Consider the following 15,804-nt stretch of genomic DNA (forward strand, 5'->3'; position numbering starts at 1 on the left):
TCCCGAAGGAGTCTGCCTTGACCATCCAACCCGGCCTCCGTGCCCGTGCCACGCACCGCGTCGATACGATTTCGCTTGCCGATCAATGGGGCGGCGAAGCGCACGCGCTTGCCAGCCCGATCATGATCATCTTCATCGAGCAGACCTGCATGCAGGCAACCGATCACCTGCTCGGCGCCGACCTGATGACAGTCGGCTACAACTTCGAGATCAAGCATCTCGCTCCGACGCCGCCCGACTGGGAAGTCACGGTGGACGCCGAGCTGATCTCCGTGGAAGGCCGGATGATGACCTACAAGGTGTCGGTTCGCGATGCGGCCGGCGTCGTCGGCGAAGGCATCCATACACGCTGCGCGGTCGGTCGCGACAGTTTTCACGAGCGGCTTGCCGAGCGCCGCGACCGTGCACCGGTCGCGCAATGAGCACCACTGGAGGAGACACCCCGATGCGCCCGACGCCGCTGCACGACCTGCGCCTGCCGCTGATCGCGTCGCCGATGCTGATCGCCAGCTACCCCGAGATGGTGCTGGCGCAGTGCAAGAGCGGGATCGTCGGCGCCTTTCCCGCGCTCAATGCACGACCGAGCGCGCAGCTCGGCGACTGGATCGATCGCATCGACGAGGAACTCGCCGCGCACCGTGCCTCCCGTCCGGATGCGTGCGTGGGGCCGTACGCGGTCAACCACATCTGCCATCAGACCAACACGCGGCTCGAAGCGGACTTGCGGATCTGCATCGACCGGCGCACGCCGATCCTGATCACGAGCCTGCGCGCGCCGCCGCGCGAGATCGTCGAAGCCGTGCACGCCTACGGCGGTGTCGTCCTGCACGACGTCACGACCGTACGACACGCGGAAAAAGCGCTCGAGGCCGGTGTCGACGGCCTGATCCTGGTCGCGGCCGGAGCGGGCGGCCATGCCGGCACGCTGTCCCCGTTCGCACTGGTGTCGGAGGTGCGCCGCCTGCATGACGGCTTCATCGCGTTGTCCGGCGCGATCGCCACCGGCGCGGCCATCGCGGCGGCGCTTGCACTGGGTGCCGACTGCGCGTACATGGGCACCCGCTTCCTCGCGTCGCACGAAGCCAACGTGGCGCAGCGCTACAAGGACACGATCGTCGAGGCCACGGCCGCCGACATCGTCTACACCGATGCGTTCAGCGGCGTGCACGGCAACTATCTGCGCCAGAGCATCGAGGCCGCGGGCATGGACGTCCGCAACCTGCCCCGCAGCGAGCACGCACACCTCGATTTCTCGCCCGAATCCGGCGCGCGGCAGTGGCGCGACATCTGGGGCGCCGGCCAGGGCGTGGGCTCGATGGACACGGTACTGAGCGTCGAGCAGATCGTCGCGCAGCTCGAGATCGAGTACGGCGTCGCACTCGAACGCGTGCGCCACGAGTCCGCCCGCATCGGCCGGCACACTCCCGCGCACTGACCGGGCACCCGCATTCTTTCGCTACCTCCACGGTACCGTCATGACCCTCACCGCCACCGCCTCGCCCGCTCACGATCCGGTCGCGCTGCAACGCGCGCAGATCGATGCCATCGACCAGGAACTGCTCGCGCTGATCGCGCGCAGGATGCAGCACGCCGCCGCGATCGGCCAGTTCAAGGCGCTCGACGGCCGGACGATCCGCCAGCCGGCCCGGGAAACGGAAATCGTCGCGGGGCTGTGCGCCCGGCCGCACGGGCTGCTGCAGGCGCGCCACGTCGCGGCGATCTGGCACACGCTGTTCCGCGTCAGCCGCGAGTTGCAGCAGGTGCCGTCGGTCGCGTTCCTCGGCCCGCCCGGCACCTTTACCGAGACCGCGATGCAGCGCTACTTCGGCGCCCCGATCCGTCCACATGCGTGCGACACGCTCGAAGCGACGTTCGCCGCACTGGCGGCCGCGAACGTCGACCATGCGGTGGTGCCGATCGAGAACTCGACCGAAGGCACGGTGACGCGCGCGATCGACCTGCTGGCCGACGCAACCGCTCCGGTGGTCGGCGAGATCGTGCTGCCGGTCGCGCACTGCCTGCTGAGCGCATCCGGCACGCTCGAAGGCGTCGACTGCGTGCTCGGCCATCAGCAGGCGCTGGCGCAGTGCCGCGCGTGGCTCGATGCGCATGCGCCGCAATTGCGCCGCGTGCCTGTCGCGAGCAACGCCGCGGCCGCCCGCGAAGCAGCGAGCATGACGGATTGCGCGGCGATCGCCGGCGAACGGGCGGCCGATCGATACGGACTGCGTATCGTGGCGAACGCGATCCAGGACGAACCCGGCAATCGCACGCGCTTTCTCGTCCTCGGCGGGCCGCTGGCGGAGCCGACAGGCCACGACCGCACCAGCCTCCTGCTGAAGCTCGACGATACGATCGGCGCGCTCGCAGGCGTGTTCGATGCATTGGCGCGGCACCGGATCTCGGTGCTGTGGCTCGACGCGCGCCCCGGCCGCGCCGCCGGATGGGCGTATCGCTTCTTCGTCGACATCGACGGCCACCAGGACGACGCGCATGTCCGTGCCGCCCTCGACGACATCAGGGCGACCGCAGCCGACCTGCGAATCCTCGGTTCCTACCCGCGCGCGCCGAGCGTCGATGCCGGCGCCGTTGCCGAGCCGAGCGCGACATGAGTGCCGCGTCCGCCGATACCGCCGTCGCGCGCCGGGTGCGGGCCATCTGCGACGGCCACGACGATCGCCTGCTGGTCCTGCTCGGGGTCGTGCCGCCGTCGCTGCGTCGAGACACCGGCGCATGGCTGCGTGCATTGCGCGCGGACTACGAGGACGAGCTGGAGTTGCTGACGCATGTGCAGCGCGTGGCCACCCCGGACGTCGACGACGATGCGCGGGCCGCGCTGCTTCGCCGGCTCGGCAGACTGCGGCTGCCGACGGCGTTGGTCGTCGATACGTCCGCGACGGCCTATGGCCGCTGGTGCACGCGGAACGGCGCCACCGCGCGCGGCTGGCGGCTGCTGGAAACCGCGCGCGGCGCGGCGCCCGTCGGCGGCGTACTCGTGCCCTGGCGCGACTGCCTCGCGGCACCCGCGACCTCGCGCCGCGTGCTCGCCGATTTCGGCCATGCGTGGGCCGGCATCGATGCGAGCGTCGCCATGCTGACCGACGCGCTGCTTGCGAACGACGTGCAGGTCGGGGGCATCGCGCTGGGCGATCTGCTCGCGCAACCCGGTGCCGCACCCGTATCGCCCGCAAGAATGACCGGCGTCCTGGACCGCCTCGCCAATACGGTGCGCCTGCGCCGTATCACGGCGGCGACGCGCCGGACGCATTCGCTGCGGAGCCGGCTGTGACGGCAGCGCACCATCCGCGCATCGCGTTGATCGGCATGCCCGGTGCGGGCAAGACGACGATCGGCGCGGCGCTTGCGGCGGCACTCGACCGCCCGTTCGCGGATTCCGACCGGGAGATGGAGCAGCGCTTCGGCGCCCCGCTTGCCATGCTGTTTCCGCTGCCGACGTTCCGCGCCCGCGAAGCCGGCGTCATCGACGCGCTGTCGCAACGCGACACGCTGATCCTCGCCACCGGCGGCGGCGCGGTGCTGCGCGACGACACCCGCGCGCGCCTCAAGGCGCGCTGCCACGTGATCTACCTGGTCAGCGACATCGACGCGCTGTACCGGCGCACCGCGCGCGATCCGGCGCGCCCGCTCCTTGACGTGCCCGATCCGCGCGCCGTGCTGGCCGAGTTGCAGCGGACGCGCGATCCGCTGTATCGGGCCTGCGCGCATCGCCTGCTCGACACGCGCGGCGCGTCGATCGACGAAATCGTCGCGGCGGCCCTCGCCGAATCCGCGTCCGCGTCCGCCTGACGGTCGCGCCCATGCGCGCGGCTTCCCCGCTCCCGGTTAGCTTCCCGCCCCGTCAAGGGGACTTCCCACTGCCATTTCTGACAGTTGCTCCTTGTCTGAGAATATCTAAAGATATATTTTTAGATAGGTTGAATTCGTCAACCGGACTCGTGGAAACCGATCATGTCCAAGTTTCTTGTCTCGACTCGAAGATGGGGTCCGATCGCTGCGGCAGCCGTGACGGCGGCCGTCATGGCCGGTTGTGCCCCGTTCGGCCAGCAGCCGGACCAACAGAAGATCACCCCGGTCGAACAGCTCGACCCGGGCCTCGCCCTTCACGCGGCCAAGGGTCAGGCCGACGTGGACGCGCAATGGTGGCGTACCTTCGGCGATCCGCAGCTCGACCGCGTGCTGGCCGACGCGCTCGCGGGCGCGCCGTCGCTGAAGGCCCAGCGCGCCCGGGTCGACGAGGCGCTCGCGCAAGCCGACGTCAGCGCGGCGGATTCCCTGCCGCTGCTCGGCGCAGCGGTCAGCGCGACGCCGACGCGGCTGCCGCGCAGCTACACCACCCCGCCCCCCGCCGCAGGCCACTGGCAAGTCAACGCGCAGGCGCTGCTGAATGCGTCGTTCGATCTCGACGTTGCCGGGCGCCTGCGCGCGCTGACCCGCGCCGCGACCCTGCGCGCCGGCGAGCAGCAGTCGCTCGAGCGCGCGGCAACCGTGTCGTTGCAGGCCGCGCTCGTCGAGACCTACCTGCAGCTCGCGCTCGAGCTGCAACTGCTCGACATCGCGAACGATACGCTGCGTCAGCACGATTACCTGCTGCGTCTCACCCGCCAGCGTGAAGCGGCGGGACTCGACATGCCGGTCGCGGTCGCGCGTGCCGGCGAGCCGCTGCCGCTCGCGCAGGCCGACGTCGAGCGACAGCGCGCGGCCGTCGCGCTGCTGCGCCACCGGCTCGCGGCGCTCGTCGGGCGCGGGCCCGGCTATGCGGACACACTCACGCCGTCCCCCCGCGTGCTGCATGCCGTCACGCCGTTGCCCGCGGCGCTCCCGGCCGCGCTCGTCGGGCGCCGGCCCGACATCCTGGCGGCCCGCTATCGCGTCGAGGCCGCGTCGGCCGACATCGACGCGGCCCGCGCGGCGTTCTATCCGGACATCAACCTGATGGCGTTCGCCGGCGTGCAGAGTTTCGGTTTTCGCGCGCTGCTTCACGGCAGCAGCGGCACGTTCGGCGCCGGCCCCGCGATCACGCTGCCGATCTTCGAAGGCGGCAGGCTGCGAGCCGGCCTGCGCGCGCAGACCGACGCGTACAACGCCGCCGTCGCCGACTACGACGACACCGTCGTCAACGCACTCGCCCAGGTCAGCGACTCGCTCGTGCAGCTCGACGCGCTGGCGAGGCAGCGCGACCTGAATCGCGATGCGCTGGCACGCGCCCAGCAGACCTACGACATCGAGACGCGGCGCTACCAGAAAGGCATTTCCGGCTACCTGGACGTGCTGCTGGCCGAAACCCGGCTGCTTGAGGACCGCCGGTCGGTCGCTCGCGCCGATACCTCACTTGCCGTCGAGCACGTCCGGCTGATCGCCGCGCTCGGTGGCGCAACGAACCCCGGAGCCCAACAATGAATCGCACCGACACTCCGCCGGCCGCCGCGGGCGCGGCGTCGCCCCCGCCCGCCGAACAGGCGCGGCGCACCACGCGGCGCCGCTACTTCCGCTGGTTCTTCATCGCGCTCGCCCTGGCCGCGCTGGCCGGCGGCTACTGGTGGGTCACGTCGCGCGGCACCGAGACGACCGACGACGCCTACGTGACGGGTGATGTCGTGCAGGTATCGCCGCAGGTGGCGGGCACGGTCGACACGATCATGGTGCAGAACGCCGAATGGGTCCGTGCCGGCGATCCGCTGTTCCGCGTCGATCCGACCGATGCGAAACTCGCGCTCGACGACGCCGTAGCCCAGCTCGCCCATGCGGTGCGCGAGTACCGCACCGCGCATGCCGACACGGCGCGCGAGGCGGCCCAGATCCTCCAGCGCAAGGCCGAGCTGTCGAAGGCCTCCGACGACCTGCAGCGGCGGCTCGGCCTCGCGCAGGACGGCGGCGTATCGCGCGAGGACATCCGCCATGCGCGCGACGCGATGACCAGTGCGTCCGCCGCGCTGGACGCGCAGCAGGCCGCGTACGACGCATCGCGTGCCCGCGTCGACGGCACGTCGATCGACTCGAACCCGCTGGTGCGCGCCGCGGCCGCGCGGGTGCGCAGTGCGGCGCTCGCGCTGCGCCGCACCGAAATCCGCGCGCCGCTGGCGGGGCTCGTGACCCGCCGTGTCGTGCAGGTCGGGCAGCACGTCACGCCCGGCTCGCCGGCCATGGCGCTCGTGCCGCTCGACCATGTGTGGGTCGAGGCCAACTTCAAGGAATCGCAGCTGCGCGGCATGCACGCCGGGCAGGCCGTCGAGCTTCGCTCGGACCTGTATGGCTCCGACGTCGTGTTCCACGGCCGCATCGAAGGCGTCGAGGCGGGCACGGGTTCGGCATTCGCGTCGGTGCCCGCGCAGAACGCGACCGGCAACTGGATCAAGGTCGTGCAGCGCGTACCCGTGCGGGTCGCGCTCGATCCCGGCGAATTGCGCGCGCACCCGCTGCGCATCGGCCTGTCGATGAACGCATCGGTCGTGCTCGGCGACGGCGCGCCCGGCACCGCATCGGCCTCCGTGCGCCCCGCGCCGGCCGCCGCCCGGCGCCCGATCGACGCGACGTCGATCTTCGATGACGATGCCTCGTCCGGCGACGCCCTCGTCAACGACACGATCCGCGCGAACGACGGCGCTGCCGTGCGCCGCGCGCCGGGAGCCTGAGCATGGCGCCCGTCGCTCGGGGTGCGGCGCCGAAACTGCCGCTGGAGCCGCTGCAGGGCCCGGCTCTCGTGCTCGTCGCGATCGCGATCAGCGTCGCCAACTTCATGCAGACGCTCGACCTGACGATCGCCAACGTCGCGGTACCGACCATCGCCGGCGATCTCGGCGTCGCGCCGGACATGGGCACCTGGATGCTGACGTCGTTCGCGACACCGCTCGCGATCACGCTGCCGCTGACCGGCTGGCTCGCGCAGCGCTTCGGCCAGGTGCGGCTGTTCCGGGTCTCGGTCGTGCTGTTCGTCCTGACCTCGATCCTGTGCGGCCTCGCACCGAATTTCGAATCGCTGCTGCTGTTCCGCGCGCTGCAGGGTGCGGCCTCCGGGCCGATCACCGCGCTGTCGCAGGCGCTGCTGCTGGCCGTGTTTCCGGCCGCGCGCCGCAACGTCGCGCTGTCGGTCTGGCAGACCACCACGTTCGTCGCGCCCGTGCTCGGCCCGATCGCCGGCGGCTGGATCACCGACAACCTCTCGTGGCCCTACATCTTCTACGTCAACGTCCCGACAGGGGCGCTGGTCCTGCTCGTGCTGACCCGCTTTCTCGGCCGGCGCGACAACCCGACCCGCCACCTTCCCGTCGATTTCGTCGGGCTGCTGCTGCTCGCCGCCGCATTCGGCTCGCTGCAGCTGATGCTCGACCGCGGCCAGAACCTCGACTGGTTCGCGGCGGTCGAGATCCGCGCGCTCGCCGTGCTCTGCGTCGTGTCGTTCGTCGCGCTGGTCCTCTGGGAGCTGACCGACGCGCATCCGATCGTCGACCTGCGGCTGTTCGCGGATCGCAGCTTCACGGCGGGAACGATCGCGGTGACGGTCGGCTTCGGCGTCTATTACGGCGCGCTCGTGCTCGTGCCGCTCTGGTTGCAGACCGAGCAGGGCTACACGGCGACCTGGGCCGGCATCGCCACCGCGCCGCTCGGCATCGCGGGCATCGTGATCGCGCCGTTGATCGGCCGCATCCAGGGGCGCAGCGACCCGCGCCACCTCGCGACCGTGGCGCTGGTCGGCTGGGGCGCGGCGTCGTTCTGGCGCATGGGCTTCAATACCGACGTGACGCTCGGCGACATCGCGGCCAACTCGCTGCTGATGGGCGCGGCCACCGCGTTTTTCATCACCCCGCTCGTGTCGCTGTCGATCGCCGGGTTGCCGCGCGAAAGGCTGCCGGCGGCGTCGGGCGTGCAGAATGCGCTGCGCCGGATCGGCACCAGCGTCGCCACCTCCGTCGCGCCGACCTATTTCGAACGGCGCTCGCGTGTTCACAACACGTACCTCGTCGATCGCATCACGCCGTTCGATCCGGCTGCCGGCGACTGGCTCGCCCGGCTCGAACATGCCGGCATGTCGCCGGCCGGCGCGCTCGCGTCGGTCAGCCGCTCGATCGACGTGCAAGCCCACATGCTCGCGCTCAACGATTTCTCGTTCGGTTGCCTGCTGCTGTTCGGCGCAACCCTGCTGACCGTCTGGTCCATCCGCTACCGGCGTCCGTGACGCCGATCAACCGGCTCCTTCCGATGAACGCCCCCGACCTCGACAACGTCGTCGCGCCCGACATCGCCCCGGCCCGCACGGCCCGGCTCATCTGTTTCGGCGTCTTTCTCGGCGCGCTGACCTTCGGCGTCCTGCTGCCCGTCGTGCCGCTGTACGTGCACGACACGCTCGGCTTCGGCACGCTCGTCGTCGGCACGGCGGTCGGCGCGCAATTCCTCGCGACCGTGCTCACGCGGAGCATCGCGGGCCGCCGCGCCGATCATCGAGGCGCGAAGCGCACGATGTGCGCGGGGCTCGTGTCGTGCGTCGTCGCGGGCGGCGTCTACGTCGCGAGCGCCACGGCGCCGGCCGGCCCGGGCGCGCGTCTCGCGCTGCTGGTTGCCGCGCGGCTGCTGTCCGGGCTCGGCGAAAGCCAGCTCGTCACCGGGGCGCTCGCGTGGGGCATCGGCACGCTCGGCGCGACCCGCTCGGGCCGCGTGCTCTCGTGGACGGGCATGGCCCTTTACGGCGCGATCGCGCTCGGCGCGCCCTGCGGGATGGCGCTCGCGCGCGCCGGCGGGCTGGCCGCCGTGGCCGGCGCCACGATCGTCCTGCCCTGCATCGCACTCGCGCTCGTCGCCACGCTGCCTGCCGTCGCGCCGCAGCCGGGCCTGCGGGTGCCGCTGTCCCGCGTGCTGCGAATCATCGCGCGGCCCGGATGCAGCCTCGCGCTGCAGGGCGTCGGTTTCGCGGCGATCGGCGCGTTCGTGACGCTGCTGTTCCAGGCGCGCGGATGGGAAGGCGCGGGCCTCGCGCTCAGTTGCTTCGGCGGTGCCTTCGTCCTCGTCCGCGTCCTGTTCGGCCATCTGCCCGACCGGTTCGGCGGTTATCCGGTCGCGCTCGCCGCGCTCGCGGTCGAGGCGATCGGCCAGCTTCTCCTGTGGGCGGCGCCGGCATCCGGCGTCGCGCTCGTCGGCGCGACCGTATCCGGCCTCGGCTGTTCGCTGGTCTTTCCCGCGCTCGGTGTCGCCACCCTCCGGCACGTGCCGGCGCAGGCACGCGGCACCGCCCTCGGCGGCTTCACGGCGTTCCAGGATGTCGCCTACGCGTGCACCGGCCCGCTCGCTGGCTGGGTCGTCGCGCGTACCGACTACCCGTCCGCCTTCGCCGTCGGCGCGTGTGCCGCATTCGCCGGCGTCCTGCTGACAGCGTGGCTGATGCACGCCGACCGGTCGCCCCCGTGAACCCCGGCGGACGGCGGGCGCATGCCCTGCCGTCCCCGTCCGTATCCCGCGCCCTCGCGGCGCCATCCCGCAGTCCTTCACACTTCGACAAGGAGTACCGATCATGGAATACCGAACCCTCGGCGGAACCGGCTTCAAGGTCCCCGTTCTGAGTCTCGGCACCGCGACGTTCGGCGGCGGCAACGCATTCTTCAGGGAATGGGGCAGCACGGACGCCGCCGGAGCACGCGAGCTCGTCGACATCGCGCTCGACGCCGGCATCTCGATGTTCGACAGCGCGGACGTCTATTCCGACGGACTCGCCGAAGAGCTGCTCGGCCAGGCGATCGCCGGCCGGCGCGATCGCGTGATCGTGTCGACGAAGGGGACGTTCCGGCTCGGCGAAGGCCCGAATGACGTCGGGTCGTCGCGCCATCACCTCGCCAATGCCATTCACGGCAGCCTCAAGCGGCTCGGCACCGACTACATCGACGTGTACCAGCTGCATGGATTCGATGCCCAGACACGCGTCGAGGAAACGCTGCGCACGCTCGACGATTTCGTGCGCGCCGGCAAGATCCGCGTGATCGGCTGCTCGAACTTCTCCGGCTGGCACCTGATGAAGTCGCTCGCGGCCGCCGATCGCGACGGGCTCACGCGGCATGCCGTGCACCAGGTCTACTATTCGCTGATCGGCCGCGACTACGAAACGGAGCTGATGCCGCTCGCGCTCGACCAGCAGGTGTCCGCGATCGTCTGGAGCCCGCTCGGATGGGGGCGGCTGACGGGCCTGGTCGGCCGGGGCCGGCCGTTGCCGGAGACGAGCCGGCTGCACAAGACCGCAGACGAGGGCCCGCCCGTCACGGATGCCCTGCTGCACCACGTCGTCGATGCGCTCGACGAGATCGCCGCCGAAACCGGCAAGACGGTCGCGCAGGTCGCACTCAACTGGTTGCTGCGGCGGCCCACCGTCGCGAACGTGATCATCGGTGCCCGAAACGCGACGCAACTGCGCGAGAACGCGCAGGCGGCCAGCTGGGCATTGACGCCCGACCAGGTAAAGCGGCTCGATGCCGCCAGTACGACGCAACTGCCCTACCCGTACTGGCACCAGCGCGGCTTCGAGCGCAACCCGGCACCGGTCTAATACGGTACCGGCGCGTGCGGCATCGGCGGCGACCGATGCGACGGTACCGCACGCGTCGCCGCGGCCTGCATGCGCGCGGCGAGCGGCGACGCGCCGACCAGCCAGTCCAGCTCGACGGGTAACGGCGGCAGCGCGGGCGACGCGTGCGCGGTCAGTGCATCGTAGCCGAACACCCAGTCCGGCTCGGTCGGGCCGTGCATGAAGGTATTCGCGGCGGATACGCGATGCACTTCGCCGAGTCGCGCGACCCGGCACTGCGCATAGGTCGAGAACGCACTCGCCGCGTTCGAGGAGCCGATGAGCGCACGTAGCAGAATCGTCGCGTCCTCGAGCGCCATGGCCGCGCCCTGCGACATGAACGGGCGCATCGGATGACAGGCGTCGCCGATCAGCACGACGCGCTCGTTGCCGAACTCGAACTGCGGCGAACGTTCGAACAACGCCCACTTCATGACCGACTCGCGTGGCGCGCGTGCCAGCATGTGACGCACGGCCGGATGAAAATCGGCGAAGATCGCCTGCATCTCGTCGACGTCGCCCGGCATCGACGAGGCCTGCGTGGGCCACTCGGCCTGCGGTGTCATCGCGGCGAAATAAAATTCGCGGCGCGCACGATCGAGCCAGTACGACAGCACGAATTTCCGGTCGCCCCACCACTTGGTCAGATCCTCGACCGCGAGTTCGCCCAGCAGCGCGCGCGGATACGCCCCGCGAAACGCGACCTGCCCGGAGAATTCCGGCGCCTCGAACCCGCGCAGCGCCTCGCGCACGCGCGAGCGCAGGCCGTCTGCCCCGATCACCAGATCGGCCGTTTCGCTCGAACCGTCCTCGAACGTCAGCCTGATCGCGTCGCCCGCCGGGTCGAGGCCGGCGAGACGCTTGCCCCACGCGATCGTCCCGGGTGCCACCGCCCCCAACAGCGCGGCATGCAGGTCGCCGCGCTTGAGCGTCACGAACGTCGCACCGAAGCGCCCGATCGCGTTTTCGCCGAGCGGCAGCCGATACAGCAGCTCACCGTCGGCCGCCTGGCGGTTGGCGAACGCGTCGGGTTCCTGGCCCGCCCACAGGGCCTGGCGATGCACACCGAGCAGCCGCATCACCCGCATCAGGTTCGGGCTCAGGTGAATGCCGGCCCCCACTCGGGCAAACGCCGGCGCCTGCTCGAACAGGCGCACGTCATGGCCGATCCGTTGCAGCATCGCGCCGAGCGCGCACCCGCCGATACCCGCGCCCACGATTGCGACGCGCGCCGCCGAAGTCGTCCTGGTCATCCCTGCTCTCCCACGGTTGTCGCCGGCGGCGCGCCCTGTACGATGATGCCGATCGTGCGTGCGGTGCGCTCGCGAATATCCCGCGCGCGCCGATAGCCGTCGGACTCGTACCACGCCTTTGCACGGTCGATCGAATCGAATTCGAGCACCACGACGCGGCGAGGCGACCATGCGCCTTCGAGCGTTGCCGCCTCGCCGCCGCGCACCAGGAAACGCCCGCCGAACTCAGCGACGGTCGGCGCGCCGATCTCTCTGTACTCCTCATAACTACGTGCGTCGTGAACGTCGATGTCAAACACGATATATGCCGTCATGTCTTCCCCTACTTGGTCTCGCGGGCCGCGGCCGGGCGCGGCCCCGGTGTCACAGGCTCGCGAGCGCGATGCTGTGCGTGTCGGCCGCATCGAGCCGCAGCTGCCTCGCGCGCTGGTATTCGTCGGAGCCGTGCCAACGGCGCGCCGCGTCGAGATCGTCGAACTCCAGCACGACCAGGCGCCGCGGCGTCCATTCGCCTTCAAGCACGACCACGTCGTCGCTGCGTGCGAGCACGCGGCCTCCATGCGCGGCGATCGTCGGCACACCGAGCTTCCGGTATTCGGCAAATCGCACTTCGTCGTATACGTCGACATCCACCACCACATAGGCACTCATGTCCGCTCTCCCGTCGATGCATCCGCTTCGTCATGCGCGACTTCGGTATCGAATCGCACGAACACCCGGCCCGCCTCGATCTTCACCGGGAACGTCTTCACGCAAGCCGTGACCGGCGCGCACAGCGCGGCACCGGTACGCACGCTGAAGCGCCCCTGATGCAGCGGGCACTCGATTTCGTCGTCGAGCAGAAAACCGTCGCTCAGGCGCGCCTCGCCGTGCGTGCACTGGTTGTCGGTCGCGAAGATCTCGTCATCGACCGCGAACAGCGCAATGTCGCGCCCGCCGACGATCACGCCCGTCAGCCCCTCCTCGCGTACCGCGGCCGTATCGACCGCATAGATCCATTCCGTCGTCACGCCGCCTCCTCAGATCGGATAGATGATCGAATTCGGCACCATCTCGCTGTCGTACACGCAGATGCGCGACTCGAAACGCAGCCCGTGCGGCGTGCGGCGTATCCGGTCGAGATAACGGCCGGTGTTGTACACGTCGCTCATCTGCTCGCTCTTGGTACGCAGCACCGCGTAGTTCGTCTCGGCCTCGATGACCGATTCGTCGAGATACGTGATGAGCGGCGTGCCGATCAGGTGGCGCTGGTAATACGGGTCGTAGAACAGCGTCTCCTTGATGCCGTACACGCGATCCTTCAGCATCCCCTTGCTCTCGAACGCGAGCAGCGCAAGCGGGAAGTCGCGTTCATGGTTCTCGCGCGGCAACAGCTGATACGTGCAGTCCTCCTCGAAGAATTCCGGCCACGCGTCCCAGTCGCCGCGATCCAGTGCGGACGCATAGCGCGCGTTCAGGTCCACGAGCCCGTAGAAATCGGCGAAGGTCGCCGCAACCGTTCCGGTGCCGCGCGTCGCGGGCCGTGCGTCGGCCAATGCGGATGAAATCGTCATTCATGCCTCCATCACGTGGCGCCAGTACTGGTACATGCCGCGCACGAGCGTTTCGCTGACCATGTGGTCGGTGCGCTCGTCGACTTCGCGGCCGCCGAGCTCGTTGTATACGTTGCCGTGCTGGATCTGCTCGAAGCTCTGCTGCACGCATTCGATCACTTCGCCGTCGTCCGCCGAAACGAAGCCGGCCGGCCCGAACAGGTTGGCCTGGCGCAGCCGCCGGCGCGTCATGTCCTCGTCGTCCGTCTCGAATCCGAAGTGCGTCCAGACGTAATCGAACACGCCGGGGCTGACCGGGCGGATGCGCCGGGTCGACAGCGCATTCACCTGCTGCTGGATGATCACGCTCGGCATCAACGTCAACATCACGACGGTCGGCTCGCCCCACCACGGCTCGTGCACGACGTCGAGGAAACGGTCATCGTTCAGCGTCATGCGCTCCTTGAAGCTCGTCACGTTGTGCGTGACCTCGCCGCCGCCCCCGCCGCTGCGGATCGAGATCATCGCGCCGTGACGGTGATGCGCGTCGGTGACCAGCTGGGCCGGATTGTCCGCGCGCCACAGCCCGAAATTGACGAACCACGTGTGCAGGAGCCCCGCGTGATACGGATCCTTGATGTTCTCCACCATCAGCTTCCAGTTGCTCGGCACGCGCTGGCGCGTATAACCGAGCACGGTCAGCTTCGGCCCGTGGAACAGGCGGTCGTAATAGCGCAGGATGTCGGGACCGAGAAAATCCTCGAACGACTCGACGTCCTGGTCGAACGACGCGAACACCGCGCCGCCGCGCGTCGACACGCGCAGCCGCCGCAACCCGTGATTCTTCGGATCGAAATCCGGCGGCATGCCGCCGTTGATCTTGCCGCTCTGCCGCACGCCGCGCCGGAACGGCACACCGACCAGATTGCCCTTCAGGTCGTAGTTCCACTGGTGATACGGGCAGTGGAAATCCTTCGCGTTCCCCGCGCGTTCACGACAGAACTGCATGCCGCGATGCGCGCAGGCGTTCTCGAACACGACCACCTCGCCGTCCTCGGTGCGCGTCATCACGACCGAACGCTCGCCGACTTCGGTGCGCTGGAAATCGCCGGGAGACGGCACTTCCGCCTCGAGGCCGATGTAACACCAGTGTTTCGAATAGAACAAACGCTCCAGTTCGCGCTGGTAAAGCGCATCGCTCGTATAGGCTTCGAACGGTGTCCGGCTTGCGCCGTCCCCCTTCCAGTCGAGCGCGTGTGCGATATCGATGGGTGAGTTCAAGAAAGCTCCTTTCAGTAAGAAATGGCTTGTACGGTGCCGGCCGGAACACCCGGTACCAGAAAGCCGACTCGGGACCGCCGTCGCGACGCAACCGCGGCGGCGAACAGCTCGATCAGTGCAACCGTGTCCTCCCAGCCGAGACAGGCGTCCGTCACGCTCTGCCCGTAGGTCAAGGCCCGGCCGGGCACGATGTCCTGCCGCCCCTCGACGAGAAACGACTCGACCATCACGCCGGCAATCGCGCGCTGCCCGTCGCGCAGTTGCCCGGCCACGTTCTCGCAGACGGCGATTTGCGCACGCGTCTGCTTTCCGCTGTTGCCGTGACTCGCGTCGATCACGACGTGCGGCGGCAACTGCGCATCGCGCAGCGCCGCACAGGCGGCCGTCACGCTGACGTCGTCGTAGTTCGGCACGCGCCCGCCGCGCAGCACGATGTGCGTATTCGGATTGCCCCGCGTGGACGCGACCTCGAGCCCGCCTTCGTCACGCGGACGGAGATAGTGATGCGCGGCCCGCGACGTGCGGACCGCGTCGATCGCGATCTTCACGTTGCCGTCGGTGCCGTTCTTGAAGCCGATCGGCGCATCGAGGCCGGATGCGATCTGCCGGTGAATCTGCGACTCGGTCGTGCGTGCGCCGATCGCGCCCCAGGACACCAGATCGTCGAGGTAGGGCGCCGTGAGCGGATCGAGAAACTCGGTCGCGACCGGCATGCCGAGTGCGTTGACGTCGAGCAGCAGGCGACGCGCAAGACGCAGCCCGTCGTCGACGCGATAGCTTCCGTCGAGCAGCGGATCGTTGATCAACCCCTTCCAGCCGACCGTGGTGCGGGGCTTTTCGAAGTACGTGCGCATCACGACCTCGAGCGTATCGGCGTAACGCGCCCGCAGCGGCGCGAGCCGGCGTGCGAATTCGAGCGCGGCGTCCGTGTCGTGAATCGAGCACGGCCCGACGATCAACGCGAGGCGATCGTCCCTGCCCGCGAGGATGCGGGCGAGTGCGCGCTGGGCGCCCCGTACCACGCGAGTGGTCGCGGCGTCGGCATGCAACTCGCCGCGCAGTTGCATTGCCCCGGTGACCGCCGCCGTCCCTTTCAGATGAGGCTGTTCCACTTGACTCTCCGATTTCGATTCGACAATACGAAACTCACGGGGGTCAATTAAAGCTTTATCAAATTCGA

Annotated in this window: 17 protein-coding genes; 10 read left to right on the forward strand and 7 right to left on the reverse strand. The window is 69.5% G+C overall.

What is annotated here, in order from left to right; all coding sequences use genetic code 11:
- Positions 1–17 precede the first annotated feature (17 nt).
- The 10 genes from AB3K92_RS05210 (at position 18) to AB3K92_RS05255 (ending at position 10,540) form a co-directional block, all read left to right on the forward strand.
- The gene (locus tag AB3K92_RS05210; RefSeq protein ID WP_042974961.1) at positions 18–422 is read left to right on the forward strand and encodes a thioesterase family protein; all 405 of its coding nucleotides are present in this window, start codon (positions 18–20) and stop codon (positions 420–422) included.
- Positions 423–445: 23 nt separating this feature from the next.
- Entirely contained in the window at positions 446–1,435 is a 990-nt protein-coding gene (locus tag AB3K92_RS05215; RefSeq protein ID WP_060089387.1) for a nitronate monooxygenase family protein, read from the forward strand.
- Positions 1,436–1,475: 40 nt separating this feature from the next.
- Positions 1,476–2,612, forward strand: a complete 1,137-nt coding sequence (pheA, locus tag AB3K92_RS05220; protein WP_059863825.1) for a prephenate dehydratase — start codon at positions 1,476–1,478, stop codon at positions 2,610–2,612.
- A complete protein-coding gene (locus AB3K92_RS05225) occupies positions 2,609–3,289 on the forward strand; it encodes a hypothetical protein (RefSeq protein WP_021159351.1) in 681 nt (226 codons plus the stop codon). Before pheA ends, AB3K92_RS05225 begins: the two co-directional genes overlap by 4 nt.
- Positions 3,290–3,315: 26 nt before the next feature.
- Entirely contained in the window at positions 3,316–3,807 is a 492-nt protein-coding gene (locus AB3K92_RS05230; RefSeq protein WP_081065249.1) for a shikimate kinase, read from the forward strand.
- Between the two features lie 162 nt (positions 3,808–3,969).
- Positions 3,970–5,418, forward strand: a complete 1,449-nt coding sequence (locus AB3K92_RS05235) for an efflux transporter outer membrane subunit (protein WP_063800580.1) — start codon at positions 3,970–3,972, stop codon at positions 5,416–5,418.
- Positions 5,415–6,650, forward strand: a complete 1,236-nt coding sequence (locus AB3K92_RS05240; RefSeq protein ID WP_192387769.1) for an HlyD family efflux transporter periplasmic adaptor subunit — start codon at positions 5,415–5,417, stop codon at positions 6,648–6,650. The genes AB3K92_RS05235 and AB3K92_RS05240 overlap by 4 nt, the downstream gene beginning before the upstream one ends.
- A gap of 2 nt (positions 6,651–6,652) precedes the next feature.
- Positions 6,653–8,191, forward strand: coding sequence for a DHA2 family efflux MFS transporter permease subunit (locus AB3K92_RS05245; RefSeq protein ID WP_059817337.1), 1,539 nt, complete (start codon positions 6,653–6,655; stop codon positions 8,189–8,191).
- A gap of 23 nt (positions 8,192–8,214) precedes the next feature.
- Complete coding sequence (locus tag AB3K92_RS05250; RefSeq protein ID WP_053077850.1) at positions 8,215–9,414, forward strand: arabinose transporter; 1,200 nt, start codon at positions 8,215–8,217, stop codon at positions 9,412–9,414.
- 103 nt (positions 9,415–9,517) lie between these two features.
- Positions 9,518–10,540 carry an aldo/keto reductase gene (locus AB3K92_RS05255; protein WP_021157704.1) on the forward strand — a complete coding sequence of 341 codons (1,023 nt, stop codon included), beginning with the start codon at positions 9,518–9,520 and terminating at the stop codon, positions 10,538–10,540.
- Here the strand turns inward: AB3K92_RS05255 and AB3K92_RS05260 are convergent.
- Genes AB3K92_RS05260 through AB3K92_RS05290 form a run of 7 tightly spaced genes read right to left on the reverse strand, consistent with a single transcriptional unit; the run spans position 10,537 to position 15,736 of the window.
- Entirely contained in the window at positions 10,537–11,811 is a 1,275-nt protein-coding gene (locus AB3K92_RS05260) for an FAD-dependent monooxygenase (RefSeq protein ID WP_369464576.1), read from the reverse strand. The two genes, AB3K92_RS05255 and AB3K92_RS05260, sit on opposite strands and share 4 nt — an antisense overlap.
- Positions 11,808–12,125: a DUF1330 domain-containing protein gene (locus tag AB3K92_RS05265; protein WP_369464577.1), complete on the reverse strand. Its 318-nt coding sequence runs from the start codon at positions 12,123–12,125 to the stop codon at positions 11,808–11,810. The genes AB3K92_RS05260 and AB3K92_RS05265 overlap by 4 nt, the downstream gene beginning before the upstream one ends.
- 49 nt (positions 12,126–12,174) lie before the next feature.
- On the reverse strand, positions 12,175–12,462 hold the full coding sequence (locus AB3K92_RS05270; RefSeq protein WP_021157707.1) for a DUF1330 domain-containing protein: 288 nt from the start codon (positions 12,460–12,462) through the stop codon (positions 12,175–12,177).
- Positions 12,459–12,821, reverse strand: coding sequence for a non-heme iron oxygenase ferredoxin subunit (locus tag AB3K92_RS05275; RefSeq protein ID WP_021157708.1), 363 nt, complete (start codon positions 12,819–12,821; stop codon positions 12,459–12,461). Before AB3K92_RS05275 ends, AB3K92_RS05270 begins: the two co-directional genes overlap by 4 nt.
- A 9-nt stretch (positions 12,822–12,830) precedes the next feature.
- The gene (locus tag AB3K92_RS05280; protein WP_027792273.1) at positions 12,831–13,364 is read right to left on the reverse strand and encodes an aromatic-ring-hydroxylating dioxygenase subunit beta; all 534 of its coding nucleotides are present in this window, start codon (positions 13,362–13,364) and stop codon (positions 12,831–12,833) included.
- On the reverse strand, positions 13,365–14,624 hold the full coding sequence (locus AB3K92_RS05285) for a Rieske 2Fe-2S domain-containing protein (protein WP_021157710.1): 1,260 nt from the start codon (positions 14,622–14,624) through the stop codon (positions 13,365–13,367).
- Positions 14,625–14,635: 11 nt separating this feature from the next.
- Positions 14,636–15,736, reverse strand: coding sequence for a 3-deoxy-7-phosphoheptulonate synthase (locus AB3K92_RS05290; RefSeq protein WP_021157711.1), 1,101 nt, complete (start codon positions 15,734–15,736; stop codon positions 14,636–14,638).
- Positions 15,737–15,804: the final 68 nt, after the last annotated feature.

It is taken from the genome of Burkholderia sp. Bmkn7 (assembly GCF_041103175.1).
Classification (GTDB): Bacteria; Pseudomonadota; Gammaproteobacteria; order Burkholderiales; family Burkholderiaceae; genus Burkholderia; species Burkholderia cepacia.